The sequence below is a fragment of the Herbaspirillum rhizosphaerae genome (genome assembly GCF_001189965.1).
Taxonomy (GTDB): domain Bacteria; phylum Pseudomonadota; class Gammaproteobacteria; order Burkholderiales; family Burkholderiaceae_D; genus Herbaspirillum; species Herbaspirillum rhizosphaerae.
The window spans coordinates 57,572-83,504 of record NZ_LFLU01000004.1 but is presented as its reverse complement, the minus strand read 5'-3'; the positions used below and the strand labels follow the sequence as shown (position 1 = coordinate 83,504).

Here is a 25,933-nt window from a genome sequence, read left to right as displayed (position 1 = left end):
TGTCGATCGCCATGGTCGCCGGCGAAAGCTCGGGCGACCTGCTGGCGAGCCGCTTGTTGTCCGGCCTGCGTCCGCGTTTGCCGGATGCGCGCCTGCACGGCATCGGCGGTCCGCACATGGCGGAGCACGGCTTCATCAGCGACTGGCCGATGGACAAGCTGACTGTCCGGGGCCTGTTCGAAGTCATCCCGCGCTATCGCGAAATCAAGGGAATCCAGAACGCCTTGCGCGATCAACTGCTGGCCGAGCGCCCGGCGGTGTTCATCGGCGTCGATTATGGCGGCTTCAATCTGGGGCTGGAGCAGCAGTTGCGCGAGTCCGGCATTCCGACCATGCATTTCATCGGCCCGCAAATCTGGGCCTGGCGCGGCGGACGCATCAAGAAAATCGCGCGCGCGGTGTCACACATGCTGGTGATTTTCCCGTTCGAAGAAGAAATCTACCGCAAGGCCGGCGTGCCGGTGACCTATGTCGGGCATCCGCTGGCGGAAGTCATTCCCATGGAGCCCGATCAGGCTGCCGCGCGCGTAGCCCTTGGCTTGCAACAGGATACTCGCGTGGTCGCGATTCTCCCCGGCAGCCGCATGTCGGAGCTCAAGTACAACACGGCGAGTTTTCTCGGTGCAGCCAGATTGCTGAAGCAGCGCGAGCCGCGACTGCAATTCGTGGCGCCCATGGCCGGTGACAAGCAGCGCGCCTATTTCGAGCAATTGATCGCGGAAAACAATTGTGCGGATCTGGACATCCTGATCGTCAACGGGCAGTCGCATGGCGCAATGGCAGCGGCGGATGCAGTCCTGGTCGCCTCCGGTACGGCGTCGCTGGAAGTCGCGCTCTACAAGAAACCGATGGTGATTGCCTACAAGATGATGCGTGCTTCCTACGAGATCATGCGGCACATGAATTATCAGCCGTGGGTCGGCTTGCCGAATATTCTGGCGCGCGAGTTTGTGGTTCCGGAGCTGTTGCAGGATGCCGCCACGCCGCAAGCCTTGGCCGATGCGCTGTGGCAGCAACTGGACGATCCGGCGCATCTGCAACGCCTGCGCCAGCGCTTTACCGACATGCATCACTCTTTATTGCGCGACACCGCCAACGTCAGCGCGCAAGCGGTATGCGCCTTGCTGGATCGCCGGCAGACGACCCGTTTTGCGCAAGGAGCTTAGGCGATCATGGCCAGAAAAAACGATACCAATTTATCCTTGTTTGCGCTTGACGATTACGCCGGCGAAATCATCTGCGGCGTCGACGAAGCCGGGCGCGGCCCTCTGGCCGGGCCGGTCTTCGCTGCGGCCGTCATCCTGGATCCTGCACGGCCTATCGTCGGCCTGCGCGATTCCAAAAAACTGAGCGAAGCCAGCCGGGACGCATTGGCGATTGAAATCAGGGAGCACGCGATTGCCTGGGCGATTGCAGAATGTTCTGAAGACGAAATCGATCAGCTCAATATCCTCCACGCCAGCATGCTCGCCATGCGGCGGGCGGTCGAAGCATTGAAGACCGTTCCCACGCTGGCGCTGATCGACGGCAACCGTTGCCCCGTGATGGCGACGCGTTCGGAAGCCATCGTCAAGGGCGACGACAAGGTGCCGGCGATTTCGGCGGCGTCGATTCTTGCCAAGACGGCACGCGACGCCGCCTTGCGGGTCTTGCACGATCAATATCCGCACTACGCTTTCGATCAGCACAAGGGTTACCCGACCGCCTTGCATCTGGAGCGTCTGCGCCTGCACGGCGTGTCGCCGGTGCATCGCAAGTCTTACGCGCCCGTGCGCGCGCTGTTGGCCGGCGTTTGAGGAGGGCGGATGAAGTCGATTTCTTCTCGCGACAACGGAGTTTATAAAGAACTCAAGCAGCTCGCCGCCAGTGCCCAGGCGCGCCGCAAAGCCGGGCGCAGCCTGCTCGACGGCGTGCATCTGGCGGAGGCGTATTTGCAGCAGGGCGGCACGCCCGAGCAGTGCGTTGTTGCCGAGAGTGCGCTTTATCACGCCGAAGTTGCGCCGCTGCTGGCGCAGTGCGAAGCCGCCGGCAGCCTATGCATTTGTTTGCCCGATGCGCTGTATCAGGCCTTGAGCCAGGTCGAAAATGGCGTCGGCTTGTTGCTTGTCATCGCGACGCCGCAACCGCAAGCACCCTCAGTGTTGGCAACGTCGGCGGTCTTGCTCGACGGCTTGCAGGACCCCGGCAATCTCGGCTCAATCCTGCGCAGCGCTGCCGCCGCCGGCATTCGCCAGGTATTCTGTTCCGCCGGCACGGTCGGGGCCTGGTCGCCGAAGGTGTTGCGCGCCGGTATGGGTGCACATTTCCTGCTGCAGATTTTTGAGGGTGCCGATTTGCTGAGCCTCAGCAAGGCCAGCAAGATCCCGGTGCTGGCGACCAGTTCGTATGCACAGGAAACTATCTATCAGATCGATCTCACGCAAGAAGTCGCCTGGCTGTTCGGCCATGAAGGGCAGGGCGTCGCCGACGATCTGATGGAGGCAGCCGGCATCAAAGTGGTGATCCCGCATCTCGGTCAGATGGAGTCGCTCAACGTTGCCGCAGCGGCAGCCGTGTGTTTTTTTGAGCAAGCCCGGCAAAGGCAGGGCGGCCGCTGAGCGCGGTTCGCCAGCTTGCTGTTGATAGCGAAGACGGTCGCGCGCATGCATCCTGATCTCTACGCTTATTTCAGCGGAAACTGGCGCTTCACGCGCAGCATGCTTGGCGTCGACAACATGCTCATCGGCGAAGCCGACGGCCAGGCAGAATTCCATCCCCACGAAGCGTACGGTTTGCAGTACAAGGAATCCGGCCGGTTGCGTCTGGCGGCCGATCAGCGCGTGGTGTCGTTTACCCGGCGTTTCGACTATCGGGTGGAGGACGACATCGTCCATGTCGCCTTTGCCGATGGCATGCAGGCGGGGCAGGCTTATCAGAGTTACCGATACGATCCGGCGCAAAAGGCGCTATTGCCGCTGGAGACGCATCTCTGCATTGCGGATCGTTACGACGGTCGCTATGTGCTGATTGATGCAGGCCGCTTCGATCTGCATACGCGTATCGAAGGACCGCAGAAAGACTATCTGCTGCACACGCAGTTCACGAGAGCGGCCGGCTGATTCGCGCCGGCCTTGCACGCGTGGGGGCTAGCGTGTTTCCGGCTTGATTTCCTGCAGAATCGTGGCGGCAATTTCTTCGATCGATTTGGCGGTGGACGACATCCAGCGTATGCCTTCGCGGCGCATCATTTTTTCCGCTTCATTGACTTCGTAACGGCAATTCTCGATGGCGGCGTATTTGCTGCCGGGACGGCGCTCGTTGCGTACTTCCGACAGGCGCTCCGGCGCGATCGTCAGGCCGAAGATCTTCTTCTTGAAATTCACCAGTCCGCTCGGCAGTTTGTCGCGCTCGAAATCTTCCGGGATCAGCGGATAGTTGGCCGCCTTGATGCCGTATTGCATGGCCAGGTAGAGGCTGGTCGGCGTCTTGCCGGAGCGCGACACGCCCACCAGGATGACGTCGGCGCTGGCCAGGTTCTTGTTTGATTGGCCGTCATCGTGCGCCAGCGAGAAATTGATCGCTTCGATACGATTTTTGTACTCTTCCGAATCGGCCGTGTTGTGGCTGCGGCCGATGGTGTGGGTCGACTTGACGCCCAGTTCCTGCTCCAGCGGCTCGACGAAGGTCTGGAACAAATCCATGTGCATCGCCTTCGACTGCCGGATGACGGCCGACAAATCCGCCTTTACCAGCGTTGAAAAGACGATCGGCGCCTTGCCGTCGGTTTCGGCGACTTCGTTGATGCGGCGCGTGGCGTCGTAAGCCTTGTCCAGCGTATCGACGAAGGGCAGGCGCACCTGCTTGAAGCGCAGCTCGAACTGGCTGAGGACGGAGTGTCCCAGGGTTTCCGCCGTAATGCCGGTACCATCGGATACGAAGAACACGGTGCGGTTGGCCGGAGGCAAAGGGACGGGGCAGGCAGGCGGTGCAAGATCGAGCATAGTGTTGTTAAAAAGAAAACAATAAAAAATAAGAGACCGGATGAAAAAATTGCCGGCTACCCTGTAAAATGCCATGCAACAGATTGAGAAGCTAGCTCAAAATGATCCTGACCGTGCTGCGCAAGTTGACCGAATTCCTCTGGATGTTTGCCTTTGCAAACGCCGTCGGAACTGCCGCGCGCCAATTGCGTCGGATCATGCAACAAGTGTTGAGCCAAGCCGCTGTATCGATTATGTCGCCTTCGTCCAAAAATAACAAAGAACAAATGACGACTGCCGGCCGCGCGAAGATTTCTTATCATCAAACTAGAGGTTGTTATGTCCAACGCAGTAAATATGGGTTCTACCCAGGGGGCAGCATACGTAGTCTCCTTTGAAAATCTTCGCATGACGGATGTCGAGTCCGTCGGCGGCAAGAACGCGTCGCTGGGTGAAATGATCAGCCAGCTGGCCGGTGCCGGAGTCCGCGTGCCAGGTGGTTTTGCCACGACGGCGCAGGCTTTCCGCGACTTTCTGGAACACAGTGCCGAAGGTGTGAGTGGCGGCGCTACGCTGGCCCAACGTATTGCAGATCGTCTCGTCACGCTGGACATCGAAGATGTGCGTGCATTGGCGCAAGCCGGTGCGGAGATTCGTCAATGGATTATCGATACGCCTTTCCAGCCTGCGCTGGAACAGCAGATCAAATCCTTCTACGATCAACTGGTTGCCGATTCCACCGGTGAAATGTCTTTCGCCGTGCGTTCGTCCGCAACTGCAGAAGACCTGCCCGATGCATCCTTTGCCGGCCAGCAGGAAACCTTCCTGAACGTCGTCGGCATCGACAACGTGCTTGAAGCGATGAAGCACGTGTTCGCTTCGCTGTACAACGACCGCGCCATCTCGTATCGCGTCCACAAGGGCTTTACCCACGCTGAAGTCGCGCTGTCGGCCGGCGTGCAACGCATGGTGCGCTCCGACGTCGGCGCCGCCGGCGTGATGTTCACCATCGACACCGAATCGGGCTTCAAGGACGTGGTCTTCATCACTTCCAGCTACGGCCTGGGCGAAACAGTGGTGCAGGGCGCCGTCAATCCGGACGAGTTCTACGTCCACAAGCCGATGCTGGAACAAGGCAAGCTGCCGATCATCCGCCGCAACATCGGCTCCAAGCTGATCAAGATGGAATTCACCGGCGAAGCCAAGGCCGGCCGCTCGGTCAAGACCGTCGACGTGCCGGTTGAAATGCGCAACCGCTATTCGCTCAACGACGCCGAAATCGTCGAACTGGCCAAGTACGCCACCATCATCGAGAAGCACTATCAGCGTCCGATGGACATCGAATGGGGCAAGGACGGCCGCGACGGCAAGCTGTACATCCTGCAGGCGCGTCCGGAAACTGTGAAGTCGCAGCAAAAAGCGACCGATGCGCAGCAACGTTTCAAATTGAAGGGCTCCAGCGCCGTGCTGGCAACCGGCCGCGCCATCGGCCAGAAGATCGGCGCCGGTCCGGTGCGCGTGATTCGCGATGCGTCCGAAATGGAACGCGTACAACCGGGCGACGTGCTGGTCGCCGACATGACCGATCCGAACTGGGAACCGGTCATGAAGCGCGCTGCCGCCATCGTCACCAATCGCGGCGGCCGTACCTGTCACGCAGCGATCATTGCGCGTGAGCTGGGCGTGCCGGCAGTGGTTGGTTGCGGCGACGCCACCGATATCCTGAAAGACGGCAATCTGGTCACCGTTTCCTGCGCCGAAGGCGACGAAGGCAAGATCTACGACGGCCTGCTGGAAACTGAAATCACCGAAGTCGCACGCGGCGAGCTGCCACCGATTCCGTTGAAGATCATGATGAACGTCGGCAATCCGCAACTGGCATTCGACTTCCAGTCGATTCCCAACGGCGGCGTCGGTCTGGCGCGTCTGGAATTCATCATCAACAACAACATCGGCGTGCATCCGAAGGCGATTCTGGAATACCCGAACATCGATGCCGACCTGAAGAAGGCGGTCGAATCCGTCGCACGCGGCCATGCATCGCCGAAGGCGTTCTACGTCGACAAGCTGGCCGAAGGCATTGCCACCATCGCTGCGGCATTCTGGCCGAAGCCGGTCATCGTGCGCTTGTCCGACTTCAAGTCGAACGAGTACAAGAAGCTGATCGGCGGTTCGCGCTACGAACCGGACGAAGAAAATCCGATGCTGGGTTTCCGCGGCGCCGCACGTTACCTGGCGGCCGACTTCGCCGAAGCATTCGAAATGGAATGCCAGGCCATGAAGCGCGTCCGTAACGACATGGGCCTGACCAACGTCGAGATCATGGTGCCGTTCGTCCGTACGCTGGGACAAGCGGAAAAGGTCATCAACCTGCTCGGCAAGAACGGCCTGACACGCGGCGAAAACGGCCTGCGCGTCATCATGATGTGCGAAGTGCCGTCCAATGCGATCCTGGCCGAACAGTTCCTGGAATTCTTCGACGGCTTCTCGATCGGTTCCAACGATCTGACGCAGCTGACGCTGGGTCTGGACCGCGATTCGGGCATGGAATTGCTGGCGGCGGATTTCGACGAGCGCGATCCTGCCTTGCAAGCCTTGCTGACCAAGGTCATCTCGACTTGCCTGGCCAAGGGCAAGTACGTCGGTATCTGCGGCCAAGGCCCATCGGACCATCCGGACTTTGCGGAATGGCTGATGAAGCAGGGCATTGAATCGATTTCGCTGAATCCCGATTCGGTCATCGACACCTGGCAGAAACTTGCCGGCACTAAGTAGGCGCCAGTCAGGTCTAAGTCAGACAGGTTCGCTTGTCTGGTCTCATAAAAACGCGGGCTTTATGCCCGCGTTTTTGTTTTTGAGCAATATCGGGCGATAGGCTGTTAAAGTCTTGCCAGCAAGCAGTGGCTTGCGTCACATAAAAAGGAAACCCAACATGATGGACTGGGCGATATGGTTGGTATTGGCCGGGCTGGCAATCGGGGTGGAACTCTTTACCGGAACATTCTATTTGCTGATGATCGCCATTGGCCTGGCCGCCGGCGGTGGCGTTGCCTTGCTTGGCGGCGCTGTCGAGTGGCAACTCCTGGCCGCGGCGGTGGTCGGCTTCGTCGCGGTAGGTTTGCTGCGCCGCAGCCGCTTCGGGAAAATGAACAAGGAGGCCGCCGCGCGCGATCCGAACGTCATCCTGGACATCGGTCAAACCGTGCGTGTCGAGCTATGGACCGATCTCGACGGTACGCCGACCTCGCGCGTCCGCTATCGCGGTGCAGAATGGGATGTGGAACTGGCGCCAGGCAATGCAGTTCAAGCCGGGCAATTCATCATCCGGGAAATCCGCGGCAGTCGTCTGATCGTCGCGCATGCAGTGGTGCAGTAAGCTTCATTCACAAGGGGAATTTCTATGTTCGGTAGCGTAACGCTGGTTATCTTTTTCATTGCGATCATCTTCGTCGTCAAGACCATCAAAGTCGTGCCGCAGCAGCACGCCTGGGTGGTGGAGCGGCTCGGCAAGTATCACGCGACGCTCGGACCGGGGCTCAACATCGTGGTGCCGTTTATCGATCGCATCGCCTATAAGCACATCCTCAAGGAAATTCCGCTCGACGTGCCGCCGCAGGTCTGCATCACGCGCGACAACACACAATTGCAGGTCGACGGCATCCTGTATTTCCAGATTACCGATCCGATGCGCGCCTCTTACGGCTCGTCCAACTACATCGCGGCGATCACGCAGCTGGCGCAAACCACATTGCGCTCGGTGATCGGCAAGATGGAGCTCGACAAGACCTTTGAAGAGCGCGACCACATCAACACCACCATCGTTAGCGCCATCGACGAATCCGCAGAAAACTGGGGCGTCAAGGTGTTGCGTTACGAGATCAAGGATCTGACGCCGCCGAAGGAAATCCTGCATGCGATGCAGGCGCAGATCACCGCCGAGCGTGAAAAGCGCGCGCTCATCGCGGCATCGGAAGGCCGCAAGCAGGAACAGATCAATATCGCGACCGGCGAACGCGAGGCATCCATCGCCAAATCGGAAGGTGAAAAGCAGGCCTCGATCAATCGCGCCGAAGGCCAGGCTGCAGCGATTCTGGCGATTGCGGAGGCGAGCGCCGAAGCCTTGCGCAAGACGGCGGCTGCGATTCAATCGCCTGGCGGCGCGGATGCGGTCAGCCTGAAAGTCGCCGAGCAATATGTCGCCGCGTTCTCGCAATTGGCTAAGACCAATAATTCCATCATCGTGCCGGCCAATCTCGGCGACATGAGCACATTGATCGCCAGCGCCATGCAGGTCGTGAAGGCGCAGCAGAAGTAAAAGCAATCGCAAGATGTCGCCGGCAATATGCTTGCGCGGCGGCGGTAAATGCAAAAAGCGCCTGAGGAGAGATCGTCAGGCGCTTTTTGTTTTAGATTTGCTCAGATGCGGTTTCTCACGCGATACGGTCGTCGCCGCACGCGGTGGGCGCGACAGAATCGATGCTGTCATACGGCAGCATGATATTCACGGACAAGCCGCCATCGATGCGGTTGAGTGCACGGATGGTGCCGCCATGCGCCTCGATGATGCGGCGCGCGATGGTCAGGCCGAGGCCGTAGCCATGCGTGTTTTTTTGCGTGCGCGTACTGCGGAAGAACGGTTCGAAAATGAGCTGCAATTCATCTTCCGGAACGCCCGGCCCACGGTCGACGACGGAAATCAGGACCTGCTGTTTGTCTTTGTTGACGCGGGTATTGATGGCCACCACGGTATCGACGGCCGTCTGTTTGACGGCATTGCGCACGACATTTTCGATGGCGCGGTACAGCAGTTCTGCTCCGCCCTTGATGACGGCATTGCTGCGTATCTGGCCTTCCACGTGGCGATCGATGGATTCGGCTTCGAAGCGCGCATCGTCGATGATTTCGCCGAGCAGGTCTTCAATGCGGATGTGATCCTCCATGGCGCCGGTCACGCCGGCTTCCAGCCGCGACAGGGTCAACAATTCACCGACCAGCTTGTCCATGCGCACGCCTTCGCGTTCGATGCGTTCCAGCGTGGCGGCGGTTTTTTCCGGTTGCAGGCGCGCCAGGCCGATCGAGGCCTGCAGTCTCGCAATCGGCGAACGCAGCTCATGCGAGACGTCATGCAGCAAGCGGCGCTGGCTTTCCATCAGTGCGCGCAGCTTGTCGGTCATGCTGTCGAAATCGCGACCGAGATCGGCCAGCTCGTCGCTGCGCTTGCTCATCAGCGGCGCCAGGCGGTCGTTCAGATTGCCCGAGGCGGCATTGGCAAAGGCGGATTTGAGCTGGCGAATCGGCTGCGAAAAATACCAGGCCAGCAACATCGCGAAGAACAGGCTGGCGACGGTCGACACCAGCATCGGCATCATCGGAAAGAAGAACGGCGGCGGTGGGGGCTGCATTTGGGGGTTGTCACGGCGCGGCTCAGGTGAGTTGCTCATGCGCAACGGCGACGGCAGAAAGAGCAGGTAGGTATGGCCGTCCGCAGCTTTGACTTCTTCCACCACGCGGCGCCGGACTTCCGTGCTCAGCAGCACGCGCGCTTCTTCGACCAGCTTGGGATTGACCGCGCGACCGAGCAGTTCCTTCTGGTTTTCATCGACGGCATAGACCTGATGGCGTTCCGCATTCAGGATCAGCTTGCGCAGCGCTTCCGTACCACCATACTGCAGCGTGGCGGCGGCGGAGCGGATGGTGAAGACGGCCGGCGGACTCAGGTCCAGATCGGTGGTGCGCTGATTGCGTTCGCGGTTCTCGAACGAAAACATGATGCCCACGCCGATGATGGCGGTCAGCTGCGCCACCATGATGAAGAAAAAGAACTTCCAGAACAGCCGGCCCACCGATTACTCCTTGATGAACTGGTAACCCAAGCGATAGACGGTCTGGATGCAGGATTTGTCGCTGCCAAGCGTGGAGATCTTCTGGCGGATGCTGCTCAGGTGCACGTCGATGTTGCGGTCGAAGCGCGCCAGAGGGCGGCCGAGGCCTTGCTCGGAAAGGTGTTGCTTGCTGACCGGTTTGCCGGCATTGCGCGCCAGCACTTCTAGCAGGTTGAATTCGCTGCTGGTCAGCTCCAGCGGTTGGCCGGACCAGGTGGCGCGGCGTTGTTCCGGCCACATCGAGAGTGCGCCGACTGCCAGCGGCGAGTAGGGGCTGTGATCGGGATTGTCGATGACGGTGCGGCGCAGGATGGCGCGCACCCGGGCGGTCAGCTCACGCGGCGTGCAAGGCTTGGGAACGTAGTCGTCGGCGCCGAGTTCCAGGCCGATGATGCGGTCGGTGTCGTCGCCCTTGGCTGTCAGCATCAAGACAGGAAGATTGCTCTTGGCGCGGATGCGGCGTAAGGTTTCCAATCCATTGAGACGAGGCATCATGACGTCGAGCACCACAATGGCGTATTGGTTGGACAAGGCTTCGGCAACACCCGATTCGCCGTCATAGGCGACGCGGACTTCAAATTTTTCCTGCTCAAGATATTCCTTGAGCATATCAACGAGTTCAACGTCGTCGTCTATCAGTAGTACTTTTGACATCGTTGTTTGTTTCTCTTTCTCTGGTTGCTGCAGCATTTCGGATTTTTCAATCATATGCGCAAAACCCTCGCAGACGGTACTGCGGTAACGTTTAGTGTCCGCATCTTTACACACTTTTACTTGCCATCCGGAGGCATTTTGCCGTGGGAAACACCACTGTTTCCCGGGTGTCGGAAATGAAGGACAGGCGCGCTCCGTCTGTATCGCTGCGGCTTTGCGGAAAAGTGCCCGCGATCAATCTAAATTTACTCCAATTTACACTCGCGGACCGGGCTTTACATGTGCGTATCGCCGATACTTGTCAAGCGGGCAGATAACACCTTCCGGGTTTTTGCTGCGAGGTGCAAATGACGGTAAAGAATGACGTCCGTCTATGCAAGGGGCAACTTGTCAGAGGGAGAACAACATGAGTATCAGCGGCGTATCCAGCAGCAATCTTTTTTCCTTGGCCGACCTGGGCGGAACCAGCGGCGTCGATCAGACCAGTGCGACGGTCAGTTTTTCAGATTTTCCACCTCCGCCGCCGCGGCATCACGGAGGCGGCGGCGATTTTATCGATGCCATCAAGCAAGCGCTGGCATCGCTTGAAGCCGATACGGCGACTTCCAGCACGGTGACGACATCGTCCACCGACAATACGACCTCGACGCAAAATGTCGACGCAGCGTTGAACAGTTTCCTGCAAAACCTGCTGACGGCATTGCATTCGGAAAGCGCGTCCAATTCCAACTCGACGACCGATAGCAGCACCGACGACAACAGCGTCACTTCAGCTTCGGCAGTGGCGGCAGCCACGGCTTCGTCCGCTGCGGCAGCGGCCAATCGCCCGCCGCCACCGCCAGGCGGCGGACGTCTGGAAGAGGACCTGACCAAGCTGGTTCAATCGTTGTCGGCGTCGGAATCCAGCACCTCCTCGACCGACACGGCCTCGGCCAGCGACTCCAGCACCTCGGGCAGCTCGTCGTCGACGAACACGGATCTGGAAAGCAGCTTTGCCAATCTGCTGAGCGCGCTGGGCGATGCAGGCGGCACTTCATTGAGCAGTTTCCTGCAGAGCATCACGACTAAATTGCACGCAACGCCATCCAGTGGCAACATCATCAATACGACGGCATGAGCCGGATGATTGATGGGAAACCGGATGGAAGATTTGATGGCGAGTTGCCTGAAGCCTGGCGCGCCGGCATGGACGGGATGGATCTGATACATGCTGCATGACAAGCTTTTGCAAGACCCCGCACATCTGCAAGAGTTGATGCATCTGCTGACGCAGAGCATTACTGCCGATGTGCAGGGAAAATCCGATGAGGCGATGGCCTCCCTGGAACTCGCCATCAAGCTGGATCCCGGCTTCGTGCCGGCGTTGATGCGGCGCGCCGACCTGCTGCTGTCGCAGGAGCGCTATGACGAAGCGATCGCCGCCTACGACGATTGCCTGAGACGTTTTCCAACCCTGCTGGAGGCGCGCCAGTCGCGTCAGCGCGCCTTGTTCCTGGCGCTGGAGCAATCCACCATGGCGCTGGAAGAGTACCCGCAGGATGCCGATCAGTGGTGCCGGCAGGCAGCATTGCAGACGCATCTCGAACGCTTCGACGAGGCGTTGTCGTCCCTTGATCGGGTGCTGGCGTTTGCGCCATCGCATCAGCAAGCGCTGAATCAGCGCGGCAACGTCTTACTCCATTTGAATCGCCACGAAGAAGCGGTGCTGTGCTACGACCGCATTCTTGCGCACTCGGCTGCCAATGCGGCAGCCATTTTCAACCGCGGCAACGTCCTGCAAAAGATGAATTGCCTGAATCAGGCGCTCTGGTGTTACGAGCAGGCGCTGACATTACAGCCCAATTTCCCGGAGGCGGAGATGGCGCAAAGTCATTGCCTGCTGCAACAAGGCGACTTTGCCGGCGGCTGGCAGCGGCATGAAGCGCGTTGGCGGACACCACAGCTGCAAGGACAGGAAATGTTTCCGGACATACCGGCATGGTTGGGCGAACCTTCGCTGGAAGGGCGCAGCATCTTGCTCTGGGCCGAGCAGGGCCTGGGAGATACGATACAGTTCGCGCGCTACATTCCGCTGATTGCCGAGAGCGCGGCAAAAGTAACGGTATGCGTGCCGGAGGCGCTGTATCGCTTGCTCTCATCGTTCGAGGCCTTGCCCAACGTCGCGATTGTCGTGAACGATCTGGCGCTTGCGCCGCATGATTTTCATTGCCCGCTGATGAGCCTGCCGCTGGCGCTGAGCTGGAAGCTGGCGACGATCCCGGCCAGCGCGCCTTATCTGCGCGCCGAGAGAGAATCGCTACAGCGCTGGGCCGCGATACTCGGCGAAGGGCAGAGGCCGCACTCAGCTCGTTTTAAAGTCGGCATGGCATGGGCCGGCAGGCAGGTCGGCGCCTTGAATCACACGCGCGATATTCCCTTGCGCTATCTGCGGCCGCTGGCGGATATTCCGGTGGATCTGATCAGCCTGCAACGCGACGTTCCCGAAGGCGATATGGCTGAACTCGACAGCTGGCAACGCATGCGCCGCTTCGAAGCCGCCATGAGCGATATGGCCGAAACGGCAGCGCTGATCAGTCATCTCGACCTGGTCATCAGCGCCGATACCGCCGTCATTCATCTGGCCGGCGCGCTCGGCAAGCCGGCCTGGCTGTTGTTGCGCTACGAAAGCGAATGGCGCTGGGGATGGCAAACCGGCAACTCGCGCTGGTATCCGACGGTCAAGGTGTTCCGTCAGAAGATTCGGGGCGATTGGTCCGGTGTGGCGGAGGAAGTTGCCGAGTGCCTGCGACTGGCGGCCGGGGGATAAAAGATAGCGGTCAAAAAAGCGTCAGTCCGTTGCGAGTGACGCGATCGACGACAGGATACGCGCCGCCGGTCAGCGGCGGTGCGTCTTCATGGCAGCCTGGATTTCGCGCTGGCTGTCGCGTTGTTTCTCGGTTTCGCGTTTGTCGTGCTGCTTCTTGCCTTTTGCCAGGCCGATTTCGCATTTGATGCGGCCTTTGCTGAAATGCAGGTTCAGCGGCATCAGCGTATAGCCGGAACGTTCCACTTTTCCGATCAGTTTGGCGATTTCCGCGGCGTTGAGCAGCAGTTTGCGCGTGCGCGTGGTTTCCGGATGGACGTGCGTGGAGGTGCTGGTCAGGGCGCTGATATGCGCGCCGAACAGAAAAATCTCGCCGTTGCGGATCGTCACATAGGCTTCCTTGATCTGCGCCTTGCCGGCGCGGATGGCTTTGACTTCCCAGCCTTCCAGGACGATACCGGCTTCGAAACGCTCCTCGACGAAGTAATCGAAAAAGGCTTTTTTATTATCAACAATACTCATCTAATCGGAAAATCCGTGGTGTCGGTTAAAATTTCAACTTTGCGATTTTATCAAACGGACCACCTTTCATGGCAGTCGTACATAAAACAGTCCTGATCAATTACAGCGCCGAGCAGATGTTCAAGCTGGTCGACCGCGTCGAAGATTACCCTGAATTCCTGCCCTGGTGCGGCGGCGTCGACGTTGAAGAGCGTCAAGGCGACAAGCTCAAGGCCAAGCTCAAGATCAACTATCACGGCCTCAAGCAATCCTTCACCACCGAAAACACCAATGTGCCGCCAAGCAATATGACGATGCATCTGGTGGAAGGACCGTTCAAGCATTTCGAAGCGCGCTGGAATTTCAAGGCGCTGCGCGATGATGCCTGCAAGATCGAGTTCGACATGCAGTACGAGTTTTCGAGCCGCATTCTGGAATCGGTGATCGGGCCGGTATTCAGCATGATCGCCAACAGCTTTGTCGATTCTTTTTGCAAACGTGCAGAACAGATATATGGCTGAAGCGGCGCAATTGCAAGAAGATCAGCTGCAAGTCGAGATCTGCTATGCCACGCCGAATCTGGAGATCCGCAAGCCGGTTCGTGTCGACGCCGGCGCTACCGTGCAGCAAGCCATCATGCAAAGCGGTCTGCTGCGGGAGTGTACAGCAATCGACCTGACCGTTTGCCGCGTCGGCATCTACGGCAAGCTGAAAACCCTCGATACCGTACTGCGCGAGCATGATCGCATCGAGATCTACCGGCCGCTGATTGCGGACCCCATGGATTCGCGCCGGCGCCGGGTGCAGAAGAAGGGCGGCTGAACCGTTGAGCGTGGCGGCGACTTTTGACAACAAGTGCAGCCGCGCCACACCTCGGGTGCATATTTGACGGAAAAATCAAGGTCTCCGCGACGCGTGCAAAAGTTTTCTGTATAATTCGCTTTTGCGCCTATAGGAAATGCTATGCGTCTTCTCCAAAAAGCACTCACATTCGATGACGTGCTCCTCGTCCCGGCTTATTCGGACATCCTCCCTAAAGATACTTCCCTTGCCACGCGTCTGACACGCAACATTCGCCTGAACATTCCGCTTATTTCCGCGGCAATGGACACCGTGACTGAAGCGCGTCTGGCAATTGCCATCGCACAAGAAGGCGGTATCGGTATTGTTCACAAGAACCTGACGCCGAAGGAGCAGGCGCGCGAGGTTTCCAAGGTCAAGCGTTTTGAATCCGGCGTGGTGCGCGATCCGATCACGATCCCGCCGACCATGAAGATCCGCGAAGTCATCGCCTTGTCCGAATTGCACGGCATCAGCGGCTTCCCGGTTGTCGAGGGTGCCAGCCTGGTCGGCGTCATCACCAACCGCGATCTGCGCTTTGAAGAAGACCTCGACGCCGAAGTGCGCGCCAAGATGACGCCACGCGACAAGCTGGTCTATGTCAAGGACGGCGCCGATCCGGAAGAAGCCAAGCGCCTGATGAACAAGCACCGCCTCGAGCGCGTCATGGTCATCAACGACAACTTCGAGTTACGCGGCCTGATCACTGTCAAAGATATTCAAAAATCCACGGCGCACCCGTTCGCCAGTAAAGACAGCCAGGGCAAGCTGCGCGTCGGCGCTGCCGTCGGCGTCGGTCCCGATAACGATGAACGCATCGAACTGCTGGTCGCAGCAGGTGTGGACGTGCTGGTGGTCGATACGGCCCACGGTCACTCCGCAGGCGTGTTGAATCGCGTCAAATGGGTCAAGACCCGTTACCCGCATGTGGATGTGATCGGCGGCAACATTGCTACCGGTGCAGCTGCCAAGGCGCTGGTCGAACACGGTGCGGATGCGGTCAAGGTCGGTATCGGCCCAGGCTCGATCTGCACCACGCGTATCGTCGCCGGCGTCGGTGTGCCGCAAATTTCCGCCATCGCCAACGTGGCCAAAGCACTGGAAGGCACCGGCGTACCGGTCATCGCCGACGGCGGTATCCGCTTCTCGGGCGATGTCTCCAAGGCACTGGCCGCAGGCGCCTCCAGCGTCATGATGGGCAGCATGTTTGCCGGTACAGAAGAAGCGCCGGGCGAAGTGATCCTGTTCCAGGGCCGCAGCTACAAGTCGTATCGCGGCATGGGCAGCGTTGGCGCCATGACCGACGGTTCGGCTGACCGCTACTTCCAGGACGGCGAAAACAACGCCGAAAAACTGGTGCCGGAAGGTATCGAAGGCCGCGTCGCCTACAAGGGCAGCGTGCTGGCGATTCTGTATCAACTGGTCGGCGGCGTGCGTTCTTCCATGGGTTACTGCGGTTGCGCCACCATCGATGAATTCCGCGAAAAAGCCGAGTTCGTCGAGATTACCTCGGCGGGTATGCGCGAGTCGCATGTCCACGATGTGCAGATCACCAAGGAAGCTCCTAACTACCGCGCCGACTAAGCAAAGTAAGGATGAGACAAAAGGCCGCGCTCCTTTTCGAGTTGCGGCCTTTTGACTTATTTTTGCCGCTGAAATAATTTCAAACTTGCCTACCTCCACTGCCATGCACTCAAAAATTCTGATCATCGATTTCGGTTCCCAGGTCACCCAGCTGATCGCGCGTCGCGTGCGCGAAGCCGGCGTGTTTTCCGAAGTCTTTCCTTACGACGTGAGCGACGAATTCATCCGCAACTACGGCGCCTCCGGCGTGATTCTGTCGGGCGGTCCGAACAGTGTGACCGAAGGCGACACACCGCGCGCGCCGTTCGCGGTGTTCGAACTGGGCGTGCCGGTGCTGGGCATCTGCTACGGCATGCAGACCATGGCTGAACAACTGGGCGGCAAGGTTGAAAACGGCAAGCTGCGCGAGTTCGGCTACGCTGAAGTGCGCGCCCACGGCCACACGGCATTGCTGAAGGATATCGCCGACTTCACCACGCCTGAAGGCCATGGCATGCTGAAGGTCTGGATGAGCCACGGCGACAAGGTCAATGAAATGCCGCACGGCTTCAAGCTGATGGCCTCGACCGGCAATTGCCCGGTCGCCGGCATGGCCGACGAAGAACGCCGTTTCTACGCCGTGCAGTTCCATCCCGAAGTCACGCATACCGTGCAAGGCAAGGCGTTGCTGGGCCGTTTCGTGCACGACATCTGCGGCTGCAAATCGGACTGGAACATGCCCGACTACATCGCTGAAGCGGTCGAATCGATCCGTCAGCAAGTCGGCACCGATGAAGTCATTCTCGGCCTGTCCGGCGGCGTCGACAGCAGCGTTGCCGCTGCCCTGATCCATCGCGCCATCGGCGACCAGCTGACCTGCGTATTCGTCGACCACGGCCTGCTGCGCCTCGACGAAGGCAAGATGGTTATGGAAATGTTCGGCAAGAACCTTGGCGTCAAGGTCATCCATGTCGATGCAACCGATCAGTTCATGGGCCACCTGGCCGGCGTGACCGATCCGGAAGCCAAGCGCAAGATCATCGGCCGCGAATTCGTGGAAGTGTTCCAGGCCGAATCCGGCAAGCTGAAGAACGCCAAATGGCTGGCGCAGGGCACGATTTACCCAGACGTCATCGAAAGCGCCGGCAAGGGCAAGAAGGGCGCGCACACCATCAAGAGCCACCACAACGTCGGCGGCCTGCCGGAAACGCTGAACCTGAAACTGCTCGAGCCGCTGCGCGAACTGTTCAAGGACGAAGTGCGCGAACTCGGCGTGGCGCTCGGTCTGCCGCACGAAATGGTTTACCGTCATCCGTTCCCGGGCCCGGGTCTGGGCGTGCGCATCCTCGGCGAAGTGAAGAAGGAATTCGCCGACTTGCTGCGCCGCGCCGATGCGATCTTCATCGAAGAACTGCGCAACACCAAGGAAGCCGACGGCCAAAGCTGGTACGAAAAGACCAGCCAGGCGTTTGCGGTTTTCCTGCCGGTCAAGTCGGTCGGCGTGATGGGCGACGGCCGTACCTACGAATACGTGGTGGCGCTGCGCGCCGTGCAGACGCAGGACTTCATGACCGCGCACTGGGCGCACCTGCCGCATGAGCTGCTGGGTCGCGTATCCAACCGCATCATCAACGAAGTGCGCGGCATCAACCGCGTGGTCTACGACATTTCCGGCAAGCCGCCGGCAACGATCGAGTGGGAGTGATATCTCTTTTCGGGATAGATCGTTCGCTGGTTGATTAAATACAAAGCCCTGTTTTTACAGGGCTTTGTATTCTGGGCCGGGCGACAGCGCGGTAGCGGATAATGGCGGCGACATCATTTAGAGCATTATTTTTGGAATTCCATCATGGAAATTAAAGTCAACTTCCTCGACAAGCTGCGTCTCGAAGCCAAGTTCGACGACTTCACTGTCATCGCCGACCAGCCTATCCGCTACAAGGGCGACGGCTCGGCGCCCGGTCCCTTCGATTATTTTCTGGCGTCGTCGGCCTTGTGCGCGGCTTACTTCGTGAAGTTGTATTGCAACACCCGCAACATCTCCACCGAAAATATCCGCCTGTCGCAAAACAATATTGTCGATCCTGAAAACCGTTACAAGCAGATCTTCAAGATCCAGGTCGAGTTGCCGGCGGATATCGAAGAGAGCGATCGTCGCGGCATCCTGCGCTCCATCGAGCGCTGTACCGTAAAGAAAGTGGTGCAGGAAGGCCCCGACTTCATCATCGAAGAAGTCGAAAACCTGGATGCCGATGCGCAGTCCCTGTTGACCCTGAAGCCGGACGCCGAAGCTAGCACCTTCATTCTGGGCAAGGATCTGCCGCTGGAGCAGACCATCGCCAATATGTCGGCCATGTTGGCGGACCTGGGTATCAAGATTGAAATCGCCTCGTGGCGCAATATCATCCCGAACGTGTGGTCCCTGCATATCCGCGATGCACACTCGCCGATGTGCTTCACCAACGGCAAGGGAGCGACCAAGGAAAGCGCGCTGGCGTCGGCCCTGGGCGAGTACATCGAGCGGATCAGCAACAACCACTTTTACGCCGGCGCGTTCTGGGGCGAAAACCTCGCCGGGGCGGAATTCGTCCATTATCCGAACGAGCGCTGGTTCAAGCCCGGCCGCAAGGATGCGCTGCCGAAAGAAATCCTGGATGACTACTGCCTGGAAATCTACAACCCCGATGGCGAGTTGCGCGGTACGCATCTGGTCGACACCAACTCCGGCAATGTGAAACGCGGTATCTGTTCGCTGCCGTACGTGCGGCAGTCGGACGGCGAGGTGGTGTATTTCCCGTCCAATCTGATCGAAAACCTGTTCGTCAGCAACGGCATGAGCGCCGGCAATACGCTGGCCGAAGCACAGGTGCAATGCCTGTCCGAAATTTTCGAACGGGCGGTCAAGCGCGAAATCCTGGAAGGCGAAATCACCTTGCCTGACGTGCCGCAGGAAGTGCTGGCGAAATATCCCGGCATCCTGGCAGGCATCAAGGGGCTGGAAGAGCAGGGCTTTCCCGTGCTGGTCAAGGATGCGTCGCTGGGCGGGATTTACCCGGTGATGTGCGTCACCTTGATGAACCCGCGCACCGGCGGCGTCTTTGCCTCGTTCGGCGCGCACCCGAGCTTAGAGGTGGCGCTGGAACGCAGTCTGACCGAGTTGCTGCAGGGACGCAGTTTTGAAGGCCTGAACGATTTGCCTCAGCCGACCTTTGAAAGCAACGCGGTGACCGAGCCGAACAACTTCGTTGAGCACTTCATCGATTCCAGCGGCATCGTGTCGTGGCGCTTTTTCAGCGCGAAGGCGAATTACGACTTTGTCGAGTGGGACTTTACCGGCCAAGGAGAGAACTCCAATGCCGAGGAAGCCGCCACCCTGTTCGGCATCCTCAAGGAGATGGGCAAAGAGGCCTACGTGGCGGTGTACGACCAGTTGGGCGCCGTGGCCTGCCGGATTCTGGTGCCCGGCTATTCGGAAGTCTATCCGGTAGAGGATCTGATCTGGGACAACACCAACAAGGCCCTGTTGTTCCGCGAGGACGTGTTGAACCTGCATCGCCTGGACGATGCCGCGCTGGAGGCCTTGCTGGAGCGCCTGGAAAACAGCGAGTTGGATGAGTACTCCGATATCGCCACCCTGATCGGCATCGAGTTCGACGAAAACACGGTCTGGGGCCAGCTGACGGTCCTTGAGCTGAAGCTGCTGATTCAGCTCGCCTTGCAGCAGTTCGAAGAAGTGCAGGATCTGGTGGGCGCCTTCCTGCAATACAACGACAACACGGTCGAGCGCGGCTTGTTTTACCAGGCCTTGAACGTGGTGCTGGAAGTGATGCTCGACGACGATCTGGAGCTGGACGACTACGTTGTCAACTTCCGCCGGATGTTCGGCGACGCGCGGATGGATGCGGTAATGGGATCGGTCGACGGCAGCGTGCGCTTTTTCGGATTGACGCCAACCAGCATGAAACTGGAAGGTCTCGACAGGCACCATCGCCTGATCGACAGCTACAAGAAACTGCACAAGGCGCGCGCCGATGCGGCGACCAAGCGCTAGGACCGCAAGCCATGGCTGAACAGGATTTGTTTGGGGAGGTTCCCCCACCTGCAGCTGCAGCGCGTCCGCGCCCGTCCCGCCCGCGTCCATCGGTGGTCCCGCCGCAGCACACCTGGTTCTTTGCGTTGCGTCCTGAGGCTGCCGATGCGGCGCGTCTGGATGCCTTTGCCGAAAAATTGCTGGCGTCTCATGGCGTCACCGGCAAACGTGTCGGACCGGAGCGGCTTCACATTACCTTGGAGCTGGTCGGGCACGACAGCGATGCGCAGGTGGCGGAAATGGTGGAGGCGGCATGCCGCGCAGCCGATGCAGTGCGTTTTCCCGCGATCGACGCCCGTTTCGATGCCGCCGTGACATTCTCCGCACCCAGCGGGCCGTTCGTGCTGCTCGGCGGCGATGGTCTCAATGGCGTACGCGAGCTGCGCACCGCGCTCGGTTGCGCGCTGGCCGAGCATGGTTTTGCGCCGCAGCGCTCCTACGAACCGCACATGACCCTCGGCTACGATCCGCGCCACCGGGTGGAGCGTATTGCCATCGATCCCGTCGGCTTTCAGATTGCCCACTTCGCGCTGGTCAAAAGCCATATCGGCCTGTCCCGCCACGAAGTGTTGCGCGTGTGGCCGCTCAGCGGCTGACTGCCTCTGCCCGGCGCGCGTTGCCGTTCCAGTGCACCAGCGCAGCAACAAGTCCCAGTACGATGCCGAAGATCACGATGCCGGTCCAGCCGTAGCGCGCCATCAGCCAGCCGCTGATCATCACGCCGAGCGCGCCGCCGGAGAAGGTCGCGGTCATGTACAGGCTGTTGATGCGGCCTTGCGCCTTCGGATCGACGGCGAAGGCGCGGGTCTGGTTGGACACCAGGCCCGACTGCACGCCGATGTCGAGCACGATAACGCCGATTACCAGCAGCACCAGCGAGGTCTCCGCGCCGGCCAGCAGCAGGAAGGCTGCCGTCACGATGCCGATGCTGGCGCCAATGACGCTGCGCGGCCCGAGCTTGTCGGTGGCGCGGCCGCCGAGCGAAGCCGCCAGCGCCCCCGCTGCGCCGATGATGCCGAAGCCGCCGGCCCAGGCGCTGCCGAGATGCCACGGACCGTTCGCCAGCAAGGCCGCCAGATTGACCCAGAACGCATTGAAACAGGCCCACAACAGTGCCTGTACCATCATCGATTCGCGAATCGGACGATGATCGCGCGCCAGCGGCCACAGCGACGCCAGCAAACGTCCATAAGACAGGTTGGTGCCCGGCACTCCGCGCGGCAGCAGCATCGCAGCTGCGATCCACACCGGAATCATGAACGCCGCTTCCACGCCGTACACCGCGCGCCAGCCATAGGCTGAGCCCACCACGCCGCTGATGGTGCGGCCCAGCAGGATGCCGACCATGATGCCGCTGACGACTGTTCCCACTGCACGTCCGCGATTTTTCGGCGACGACATGACGGCGGCGAAAGGCACCAGCTGCTGCGGCACGCAACTGACAATGCCCAGTCCGAAAGAGGCGGCGATCAGCGCCCAGATGCCAGGCGCCAGCGCCGCCATGGCGGCGAAGACGAAGGCGCCGACGATCTGGCCCAGCACCAGCTTGCGGCGGTCGAAGCGATCGCCGAGCGGCAGCAGCAATGCCAACCCGACGGCAAAGCCGAGCAGCGCCGAGCCGGCGACGAGATCGACGGTTGCCACGTCCACCTGCATGCCGGACGCAATCAGGGGCAGGATGGGCTGGGTGCAATAGATGTTGGTGATGACGGCGCCGGCGATGATCGCCATCATGATGATCTTGCCGCGCGATGCGACTGCGGGTGGGGTGCTATCGGATGTGATGGGCTGGCCGTTCACGGCGTTCTCCTTGAAGTCTGCGTTCGGGGCGGCGGGATGCCGCGCTCCGATGACGAACGGCCCAGCTTACTTGTTTGCATTTATAAAGAGAATTCCATAAGATCGGGAATAATCCTCTCAAAATTTGGTAATAACACATGAATCGCCTCGACTCCATGTCCATCCTGATTGCCGTCGTCGACGCCGGCAGTTTGTCGGCTGCTGCGCGTTTCCTCGACATGCCGCTGGCGACGGTCAGCCGCAAGGTGGCGGAACTGGAGGCGCATCTGAAGACGCGTTTGCTGCATCGCTCGACGCGGCAACTGTCGCTGACGGAGGCGGGCATCTCCTATGTGGCTGCTTGCCGGCGCATCCTGGAAGAAATCGGCGAAGCCGAGCGGGCGGCGACGGGAGAGTACGCTTCACCCAAAGGAGAACTGGTGGTCACCGCTCCCGTGGCGTTCGGGCGCTTGCATGTGGTGCCGGTGGTCGCCGAGTTTCTCGCGCACTATCCGGAGATCGGCATCAACCTGATACTCACCGACCGTGTAGTCCACCTGATGGACGAGCACGCCGATGCGGCGATACGGATCGGCGAGCTGCCCGATAGCGCCTTGATGGCAACGGGCGTCGGGACGGTGCGGCGTGTGGTCTGCGCCAGTCCTGCCTATCTGGCGGCGTATGGGGTGCCCGCCAGGCCGGAGGATCTTGCCGGGCACGCATGCGTGACGTTTGAAGTTCTCGCGTCCATGCGGGCCTGGGTATTCGGGGCAGGCAAGTCCGAGCTGTCGGTGCCCGTTCAGTCGCGCTTGACGGTCAACACGGCGGAGGCCGCCATCGCCGCCGCGACGCTGGGCGTCGGGCTGATACGCGTGTTGTCTTACCAGGTTGCAGATGCGGTCCGCGAGCAGGCGTTGCGGATGGTGCTGGAGGAATTCGAGTCGGCGCCATTGCCCGTCAGTCTGGTGCACACTGGGCAGGCGCCGTTGCCGTTGAAGCTGCGCGCCTTCCTCGATTTTGCCACGCCGCGCTTGCGCGCCCGTACTGCGCGCATCTTGTAAAAAATGGGCGCGGTTCAGAACTGGAGCGCCTTGCGGGCTAGGCGGCAGATTTGCGTCGCCCGCTCAACAGCGGCAAGCCGAGATCGGCAAGCAAGGCAATGGCGATTGCCGCAGCACCGATGAGAAAGAGCAGGCGATGATTGCCGCCCGTGGCGTTGAAGATCGCCGAATAGCTATAGCCCGCGACCGCCTGAAACGCCGCGAATACCGTGGTGGCGCGGCCCCACGTGACGTTCTGTTGCTCAGCGTGGCCAACGATCGTTTCACGCACGCGCGCCAGCATCAGCGGGACCACGCCGGGAGGAAAGGCGCCGATCAGCAAGGTCAGCGCAGCGATGCACCAGTAGTTGTCCGTCACGCAGATGCCAACGACGGCCAGCAGTTGCGTCAACAGCACATAGCGCATGGTCGGGCGCGCACCGATGCGGTCGATGAGAAAGCCGTAGACCGGCGGCCCGAAGATGGCGCCGACGCCATACAGAATCCAGAACAGCGAACCCAGATGCGCGCCGGCGCCCAGGCCGCGCGCGATGAAATCCACGAAGAACACCATCGCCGGCACCACGCCGACTGCGGTCAATGCATATTGAAGGTAGAGCAGGCCTGTGCCGGAAGCTGTTTTTTCGCCGGGTGCAGAAGCATGTGCGAGGTGCGCCGTCGGCACCGGAGCAGACGATGGCCACCAGAACCAGCTGACCGCTGTCAGTACCGCAGAGACAACGCCAAGCCCGAACCAGGTCTGCCACAGGCCCAGATTCAGGAGCAGCGGCACCAGCGTTCCCGAGCCGGCGATGCCCAGGCCCAGGCCAAGGAAGATGGCGCCGCTGGCCGAACCCCTGCGTTCAGCCGGGACGTGCGGCAGAACGGTCGCCGCCACCAGCACCATGATGGCGCCGCCGGCAATCCCCGACACCAGCCGCCAGCCAAAGAACCAGCTCACCGACAGTGGCATGGCGCAGGCCAGGAAGGACAACGTCACCAGCACCATCATCAGCCGCAGCATGGTCACATTCGAAAGCCGGCGCGCAATCGGTCGGCCGAGCAATGCGCCCAGCAGGTAACCGGCCAGATTCGCGGCGCCGAGGTAGACGATGTCCGCCGCCGAAAACCAGTGCGCCTGGATCAGAGGAGGGATCAGGGGCGTATAAGAAAAGCGCGCCAGGCCGATGCTGACCAGGCTGGCGCACAGCCCGGCGAGAATGTGGCGCCAGACGGCATTACGGTCTGAAGCGGGAAGTTGCGAAAGCGTCGTGTCGGCAGACATGGTGATGTTCCTCTAAGGCAAATTCTTGTTGTGAAAGTAGCGATGAAGCGGTAATTCAATGTTTGACATTAATGTCAATAATGGGTAATCCTAATCATCATTGACATATGTGTCAATGATGATTTACAGTCATCGTTCAGAGCAAATAAGCGGAAACAAGCGGAAACAACACAGCGGAGCAGGGTATGGCCGGCGTTCGGCAATTTGATGAAGAAGCAGTCCTCGACAAGGCCATGGGCCTGTTCTGGAAAAAAGGCTATGCCGAAACCACCATGCAGGAACTGGCGGCGGTGACCGGCGTTCAGCGCGGCTCGCTGTATCACGCCTATCAAGGCAAGGACGCCTTGTTCCTGAAGGTCTTTGATCTGTACATGGACCGTTTCATCGCCAGCGTCGTCAAGACGCTGGACCAGCAGGATGTGTCCGAAGCGTTGACGGATTTTTTTGAATTCGTGATCGATTCGATGACGGCAGGAGAACCGACCAGAGGCTGCCTGACCAGCAAGACCGCATTAAGCGGCGAAGTGATCGAAGAACCGATACGGCAGGTATTGCAAAAGCTGATCGACAGGCTGGAACAGGCTTTGCTGGAACGCTTGTCGCGTCCGGAAGACTCCACGCAATTGATGACTTCGCCGGCAGAAGCCGCGCGCCTGATCACGACGTTTACGCGCGGGCTGGTGGTGATGGAGCGGGTTTATCAGAGCAGGGCGCGTTTGCTCGATACGGCAGACATGCTGGTGCGGCTGCTGTTGGGCAGCGCTCGGCGTAACTAGCTGCGATTTCAGGTCTTCATCAGCGCCTGGATGCCCGAGACGCTGATTTGCAAGCCGACGCAAAAGATCAGGAATGCGGTAATCCTGTTGGTGATTTTTTCGCCGCTGCTGCCCAGGCGAGTGATCATCTTTTTCGTGTGCATGTAAAAAATATAAACCAGCGCGCACATGAAAAGTATGGACAGCAGGATCGCCGTCGTATTGAGCATATAGGTGCTGAAGTCTTCATTCGCGCTATGCGCGCTCAGGGTGAACAGCACCGAGACGGTGCCGGCGCCTGTGGTGACGGGGAAGGTGATCGGATAAAACAGTTTGGGTTCAATACTGCCGTAATCCGATGCCGTCACGCTTGCCCCCTCGCTTGCCGCCGCCGGCCGCGGCGCCGCATCGTCGGCGCTGAGAAACTCCCAGCCCATTTTGCAAATCATGATGCCGCCGCCGAGCTGGATGACGGGGATGGAAATGCCGAACAATTCCAGAATGTAGTGACCTGCAAACAGGGCCACCGTGCAGACGCAAAATGCGTAGAGCGTGATCTTCCTGACCGCTATTTTTCTGTCGGCTGCGCTGAGGCGTTCAAAGTAAGGATTCACGATGAACGCACTGCCGATGGGATTGACCACCGGAAACAGGGCAATGATGCCGATGAACAGCAGGTGGATGAACGAGTGGATGATGGCGGACATGGTGTTGTAGGTGCTTAAGCGGATTCTGTCGGGACGGCGGGTTTGTGTGAGTCTCTGCGACGCCATTGGTTCTTC

At 59.8% G+C, this 25,933-nt stretch carries 24 protein-coding genes; 17 read left to right on the top strand and 7 right to left on the bottom strand.

Annotation, left to right across the window (positions count from 1 at the left end):
- Positions 1–11: 11 nt before the first annotated feature.
- From lpxB to AKL25_RS07695, 4 genes are read left to right on the top strand one after another with little or no spacing between them, the layout of a single operon-like run.
- Positions 12–1,166 (top strand): lipid-A-disaccharide synthase, encoded by a 1,155-nt coding sequence (lpxB, locus tag AKL25_RS07710; RefSeq protein ID WP_205627227.1) that lies wholly within the window; start codon positions 12–14, stop codon positions 1,164–1,166.
- Positions 1,167–1,172: 6 nt separating this feature from the next.
- Complete coding sequence (rnhB, locus tag AKL25_RS07705; RefSeq protein WP_050477072.1) at positions 1,173–1,796, top strand: ribonuclease HII; 624 nt, start codon at positions 1,173–1,175, stop codon at positions 1,794–1,796.
- 9 nt (positions 1,797–1,805) lie between these two features.
- Positions 1,806–2,597 carry a TrmH family RNA methyltransferase gene (locus tag AKL25_RS07700; RefSeq protein WP_050477071.1) on the top strand — a complete coding sequence of 264 codons (792 nt, stop codon included), beginning with the start codon at positions 1,806–1,808 and terminating at the stop codon, positions 2,595–2,597.
- Positions 2,598–2,642: 45 nt separating this feature from the next.
- The gene (locus AKL25_RS07695) at positions 2,643–3,098 is read left to right on the top strand and encodes a DUF6314 family protein (protein WP_050477287.1); all 456 of its coding nucleotides are present in this window, start codon (positions 2,643–2,645) and stop codon (positions 3,096–3,098) included.
- A 27-nt stretch (positions 3,099–3,125) separates the two neighbouring features.
- Here AKL25_RS07695 and ppsR read toward each other — a convergent pair whose 3' ends face one another.
- The gene (gene ppsR / locus AKL25_RS07690) at positions 3,126–3,980 is read right to left on the bottom strand and encodes a posphoenolpyruvate synthetase regulatory kinase/phosphorylase PpsR (protein WP_050477070.1); all 855 of its coding nucleotides are present in this window, start codon (positions 3,978–3,980) and stop codon (positions 3,126–3,128) included.
- A 387-nt stretch (positions 3,981–4,367) separates the two neighbouring features.
- Here ppsR and ppsA point away from each other — a divergent pair, with 387 nt between their 5' ends.
- The 3 genes from ppsA to AKL25_RS07670 all read left to right on the top strand — a co-directional run bounded on the left by ppsA (position 4,368) and on the right by AKL25_RS07670 (position 8,274).
- Positions 4,368–6,734, top strand: a complete 2,367-nt coding sequence (gene ppsA, locus AKL25_RS07680; RefSeq protein ID WP_050477068.1) for a phosphoenolpyruvate synthase — start codon at positions 4,368–4,370, stop codon at positions 6,732–6,734.
- Positions 6,735–6,891: 157 nt separating this feature from the next.
- Positions 6,892–7,335 carry an NfeD family protein gene (locus AKL25_RS07675; RefSeq protein WP_050477067.1) on the top strand — a complete coding sequence of 148 codons (444 nt, stop codon included), beginning with the start codon at positions 6,892–6,894 and terminating at the stop codon, positions 7,333–7,335.
- A gap of 24 nt (positions 7,336–7,359) precedes the next feature.
- Positions 7,360–8,274, top strand: a complete 915-nt coding sequence (locus tag AKL25_RS07670) for an SPFH domain-containing protein (RefSeq protein WP_050477066.1) — start codon at positions 7,360–7,362, stop codon at positions 8,272–8,274.
- Positions 8,275–8,389: 115 nt separating this feature from the next.
- Here the strand turns inward: AKL25_RS07670 and AKL25_RS07665 are convergent, their stop codons facing one another.
- Positions 8,390–9,802: an ATP-binding protein gene (locus AKL25_RS07665; protein WP_050477065.1), complete on the bottom strand. Its 1,413-nt coding sequence runs from the start codon at positions 9,800–9,802 to the stop codon at positions 8,390–8,392.
- Positions 9,803–9,805: 3 nt separating this feature from the next.
- On the bottom strand, positions 9,806–10,495 hold the full coding sequence (locus AKL25_RS07660; protein WP_050477286.1) for a response regulator transcription factor: 690 nt from the start codon (positions 10,493–10,495) through the stop codon (positions 9,806–9,808).
- Positions 10,496–10,901: 406 nt separating this feature from the next.
- Between AKL25_RS07660 and AKL25_RS07655 the strand changes: the two genes are divergently transcribed.
- Together AKL25_RS07655 and AKL25_RS07650 are read left to right on the top strand one after the other, a co-directional pair.
- Positions 10,902–11,612, top strand: a complete 711-nt coding sequence (locus AKL25_RS07655) for a hypothetical protein (RefSeq protein ID WP_050477064.1) — start codon at positions 10,902–10,904, stop codon at positions 11,610–11,612.
- Between the two features lie 90 nt (positions 11,613–11,702).
- Entirely contained in the window at positions 11,703–13,301 is a 1,599-nt protein-coding gene (locus tag AKL25_RS07650; RefSeq protein WP_050477063.1) for a tetratricopeptide repeat protein, read from the top strand.
- A 69-nt stretch (positions 13,302–13,370) separates the two neighbouring features.
- On the opposite strand, the gene smpB is transcribed toward AKL25_RS07650, so the two are convergent.
- Positions 13,371–13,820: an SsrA-binding protein SmpB gene (gene smpB, locus AKL25_RS07645; protein ID WP_007875730.1), complete on the bottom strand. Its 450-nt coding sequence runs from the start codon at positions 13,818–13,820 to the stop codon at positions 13,371–13,373.
- A gap of 68 nt (positions 13,821–13,888) precedes the next feature.
- On the opposite strand from smpB, the gene AKL25_RS07640 reads away from it, so the two are divergent.
- The 6 genes from AKL25_RS07640 to AKL25_RS07615 all read left to right on the top strand — a co-directional run bounded on the left by AKL25_RS07640 (position 13,889) and on the right by AKL25_RS07615 (position 20,888).
- A complete protein-coding gene (locus tag AKL25_RS07640) occupies positions 13,889–14,320 on the top strand; it encodes a type II toxin-antitoxin system RatA family toxin (RefSeq protein ID WP_050477062.1) in 432 nt (143 codons plus the stop codon).
- Positions 14,313–14,621 carry an RnfH family protein gene (locus AKL25_RS07635; protein ID WP_050477061.1) on the top strand — a complete coding sequence of 103 codons (309 nt, stop codon included), beginning with the start codon at positions 14,313–14,315 and terminating at the stop codon, positions 14,619–14,621. The genes AKL25_RS07640 and AKL25_RS07635 overlap by 8 nt, the downstream gene beginning before the upstream one ends.
- A 141-nt stretch (positions 14,622–14,762) precedes the next feature.
- Complete coding sequence (guaB, locus tag AKL25_RS07630; RefSeq protein WP_050477060.1) at positions 14,763–16,223, top strand: IMP dehydrogenase; 1,461 nt, start codon at positions 14,763–14,765, stop codon at positions 16,221–16,223.
- Between the two features lie 103 nt (positions 16,224–16,326).
- Positions 16,327–17,907 carry a glutamine-hydrolyzing GMP synthase gene (guaA, locus tag AKL25_RS07625; RefSeq protein ID WP_050477059.1) on the top strand — a complete coding sequence of 527 codons (1,581 nt, stop codon included), beginning with the start codon at positions 16,327–16,329 and terminating at the stop codon, positions 17,905–17,907.
- A gap of 144 nt (positions 17,908–18,051) precedes the next feature.
- Entirely contained in the window at positions 18,052–20,253 is a 2,202-nt protein-coding gene (locus AKL25_RS07620) for an OsmC domain/YcaO domain-containing protein (RefSeq protein ID WP_050477058.1), read from the top strand.
- Between the two features lie 11 nt (positions 20,254–20,264).
- The gene (locus AKL25_RS07615; RefSeq protein ID WP_083444611.1) at positions 20,265–20,888 is read left to right on the top strand and encodes a 2'-5' RNA ligase family protein; all 624 of its coding nucleotides are present in this window, start codon (positions 20,265–20,267) and stop codon (positions 20,886–20,888) included.
- On the opposite strand, the gene AKL25_RS07610 is transcribed toward AKL25_RS07615, so the two are convergent.
- On the bottom strand, positions 20,878–22,092 hold the full coding sequence (locus tag AKL25_RS07610; RefSeq protein ID WP_050477056.1) for an MFS transporter: 1,215 nt from the start codon (positions 22,090–22,092) through the stop codon (positions 20,878–20,880). The genes AKL25_RS07615 and AKL25_RS07610 overlap by 11 nt on opposite strands.
- 137 nt (positions 22,093–22,229) lie before the next feature.
- Here AKL25_RS07610 and AKL25_RS07605 point away from each other — a divergent pair, with 137 nt between their 5' ends.
- Positions 22,230–23,132, top strand: a complete 903-nt coding sequence (locus tag AKL25_RS07605) for a LysR family transcriptional regulator (RefSeq protein ID WP_050477055.1) — start codon at positions 22,230–22,232, stop codon at positions 23,130–23,132.
- Positions 23,133–23,169: 37 nt separating this feature from the next.
- Here the strand turns inward: AKL25_RS07605 and AKL25_RS07600 are convergent, their stop codons facing one another.
- A complete protein-coding gene (locus AKL25_RS07600; protein ID WP_050477054.1) occupies positions 23,170–24,396 on the bottom strand; it encodes a YbfB/YjiJ family MFS transporter in 1,227 nt (408 codons plus the stop codon).
- A gap of 185 nt (positions 24,397–24,581) precedes the next feature.
- On the opposite strand from AKL25_RS07600, the gene AKL25_RS07595 reads away from it, so the two are divergent.
- The gene (locus tag AKL25_RS07595; RefSeq protein ID WP_050477053.1) at positions 24,582–25,172 is read left to right on the top strand and encodes a TetR/AcrR family transcriptional regulator; all 591 of its coding nucleotides are present in this window, start codon (positions 24,582–24,584) and stop codon (positions 25,170–25,172) included.
- 8 nt (positions 25,173–25,180) lie between these two features.
- On the opposite strand, the gene AKL25_RS07590 is transcribed toward AKL25_RS07595, so the two are convergent.
- Positions 25,181–25,924 (bottom strand): MarC family protein, encoded by a 744-nt coding sequence (locus AKL25_RS07590; RefSeq protein WP_205627225.1) that lies wholly within the window; start codon positions 25,922–25,924, stop codon positions 25,181–25,183.
- Positions 25,925–25,933: the final 9 nt, after the last annotated feature.